The sequence below is a fragment of the Clostridium sp. genome, from assembly GCF_036643715.1.
GTDB lineage: Bacteria > Bacillota > Clostridia > Clostridiales > Clostridiaceae > Clostridium.
Map to the genome: position 1 here is coordinate 1 of NZ_JAVXRL010000048.1, position 3,019 is coordinate 3,019.

Sequence of the window (3,019 nt, forward strand, 5' to 3'; positions counted from 1 at the left end):
AGCTCAAATTATACAAGTGTTCTCAAATGATGCCTCTATTCTTCAAGTAGGTTCATATATATTAATAGTTATGTTAATATCAACCATGTTTAATGGTATTACAACTTTATTTATGACAGTATACCAATCATCTGGTGAAGGTGTTGCAACAGGCATAATGGCTATAAGTCAAGGCTGTTTATATATACCAATAGTAATTATACTTAATCACTTCTTCGGACTTCATGGTTTAATTTGGTCTATGACAATAACTGAAATCACAACGTGCTTTATAGGTGCAATTTTATACATACCTTATCACAAAAAATTAAAAACAGTTTTTCTCAAATGATTTTTTTTATTAATTATATATAAAATAAAGAATAGGAATTCAAAAATATTTCATCTTTGAACTCCTATTCTTTTATGTCTATAAACTTTTAATTAACGTGATTCACTTTGACTTCTTCCAGTTCTTCTGTTTCCTTGTTGCCCTTTACTAGAAGTTTTCTTCTTATCTCTGTACCAATTTCTTCTTGGTTTTTTATTTTCGTCTTTTTTAGCCACTTGTTTCTTAGGTGCATTTTCCTTAGGAATAATAAACTTTTCATAGTCTATATTTTCCATAACAGGTATGCTTTTTCCTATTACCTTTTGAATGTCTTTAAGTTCATTTCTTTCTTCAACGTCACAGAATGATAAAGCTACTCCACTACGTCCTGCTCTACCTGTTCTACCAATTCTATGAACATAAGTTTCTGGTACATCTGGTAGATCATAATTAATTACATGTGATAACTCATCTACATCAATTCCTCTTGCAGCTATATCAGTTGCAACTAAAACTCTTATCTTTCCTTCTTTAAAATTACTTAAGGCAAGTTGTCTAGCCCCTTGTGATTTATTACCATGAATAGCTGCAGCTTCTACTCCTATTTCACCAAGTTCTTTTACAATAGTGTTAGCCCTATGCTTTGTTCTTGAGAATACTAAAAGTGATTTAATATCTTCATCTTTAAGAAGATGAGCTAATAAAAATCTTTTTTCTTTCTTATTAACAAAGTATAATCCCTGAGTAACAGTATCTATTGTAGATGAAACTGGTGCAACTTCAACTCTTACTGGATTTTTAAGAATATTATTTACAAGTTTCATAACTTCTTTTGGCATTGTTGCTGAGAATAAAAGATTTTGTCTAACCTCTGGTAATTTAGCTACTATTTTATTAACATCACGAACCATTCCCATATCAAACATACGGTCTGCTTCATCTAATACGAAATGTTTTACACTACTTAAGTCAATGAATTTTTGACCTATTAAATCAAGTAATCTTCCTGGAGTTGCAATTAAAATATCCACTCCAGCTCTTAATACTCTTGTTTGAGGGTTTTGTGAAACCCCTCCAAATATTACTGTACTTCTTAAATCAAGATGCTCACTATAAGTTATGAAATTCTCTTCTATTTGTATTGCAAGTTCTCTAGTAGGTGCTAAGATTAATGCTTTTATTGTTCTCTTACCATCTTCCTTCTTTGCATTTTGTGCAATGTTTTGTAATACAGGAATTGCGAATGCCGCAGTCTTACCTGTACCTGTTTGTGCACATCCTAAAAAGTCTCTTCCCTCTAATAATGATGGAATTGATTTTTCTTGTATTGGTGTAGGATTTTTATATCCAGCTTCCTCTAAGGCTTTTTGTATTGGTTCTATTATATTTAAATCTTTAAATAACATATTTCTCCTTTGTATGAGGTATTTTAATTTTTCGTTTCCTCATTTAATTTATTTATTAATATAACTTATTCTATTTTTGTTTTTTGACAAAAAATAAAGAAAGACATTCCTTATATGTAAGTAGCAAACCCATACATATAAGGAGTGTCTCTCTTTAACATTATAGTATTATAATTCATTTCTGGCAAATGGAAGTATTAGTATACGTAAAAATAACCTTTTTTATTTAATTACTAATTGTGCTAAAGCCCTTTATAACATCCTCCTTAAAGCACCTTCCTATGGGAATTTCTATATCTGATTTCAATATCAACTTATCGCACAATGCTTTCTCAACAAAGCTAGTATTAATGATATATGACTTATGAACTCTTATTAAAAGTGGGCACTTTATTCGTTCCACTATTTTCGAAATTCTTTCTCTTATTTTATAATTTCCAGTAGTAGAATGTATTATAAGATAATGCCCGTAAGATTCTATAAAAATTATATTTTTTATATTGAGCTTCATAGTAACTGTTCCTACTTTAAAAGTTAAAATATTATCTGCTTTATTCAAATAATCTTCTAGTGCTATAAGCATTTCTTTAAAATCTTCTTCAAACTTACTTAACCTTATAAATTGAAGTGGTTGTACACTTAATGATTGAAAGACTAAGTTATCCTTTTCACTTAAAAATATTATAGCGCTGTTTTGGAATTTATCCTTTATATCCTTTACTAATTTTATTTCATCACCATTTCTTAATTCAAAAAATATAATTACAAGATTATCATTACTATCCTCATTCTCTAAAGAATTAACAAACTGAACCTTTTTACATTTCTGTGTAAAGAATGATTTTATTTTAAGTTTCAAAATCCCTTCTAACTTAGCATCTTTTAAAATCAAATTTACTTTAATCATTATTCCACCACACTTTTTTTTAATTCATCTTCAATACCATTAATATAATCCACTAAGTTTTTACTAGGATCATTAAGCACATAAAGTAGCTTATATTCATCTTCAATTAGAATATTATAATTATTTTCTAAATACTTTATAGCTAATAAATATTCTTCATTTGATGTTGTAACAAGTGATTCAAAGTTTATACTTGACCCATCTTTTAATAAAATATTAAAAAAAATCGGGTGTGCAATAGTTGAGTATATGCTTAACTCTGTTGTCCAATAAATTTTTATTTTTTCTATTTCATTTAATTTAATTTTGAAAGAAAATACATCATCTTTTCCTGTGAAAATACTAAGCGCATATTTTACTTGTTCAAAGTAATTAGTGATAGAATAATATTCTAAG

Annotated in this window: 2 protein-coding genes and 2 pseudogenes; 1 reads left to right on the forward strand and 3 read right to left on the reverse strand. The window is 28.0% G+C overall.

The genetic code is table 11. From position 1 onward, the window contains the following. Positions 1 to 331 (forward strand): annotated as a pseudogene (locus RSF37_RS12080) (MATE family efflux transporter); the annotation flags it as partial. Between the two features lie 92 nt (positions 332 to 423). On the opposite strand, the gene RSF37_RS12085 reads toward RSF37_RS12080, so the two are convergent. The 3 genes and pseudogenes from RSF37_RS12085 to RSF37_RS12095 all read right to left on the reverse strand — a co-directional run. Then, positions 424 to 1,716, reverse strand: coding sequence for a DEAD/DEAH box helicase (locus RSF37_RS12085; protein WP_332564657.1), 1,293 nt, complete (start codon positions 1,714 to 1,716; stop codon positions 424 to 426). Between the two features lie 226 nt (positions 1,717 to 1,942). Continuing rightward, positions 1,943 to 2,623, reverse strand: a complete 681-nt coding sequence (locus RSF37_RS12090; protein WP_332564658.1) for a LytR/AlgR family response regulator transcription factor — start codon at positions 2,621 to 2,623, stop codon at positions 1,943 to 1,945. Beyond that, positions 2,623 to 3,019: pseudogene (locus RSF37_RS12095) on the reverse strand (hypothetical protein); the annotation flags it as partial. The pseudogene RSF37_RS12095 and the gene RSF37_RS12090, both read right to left, overlap by 1 nt.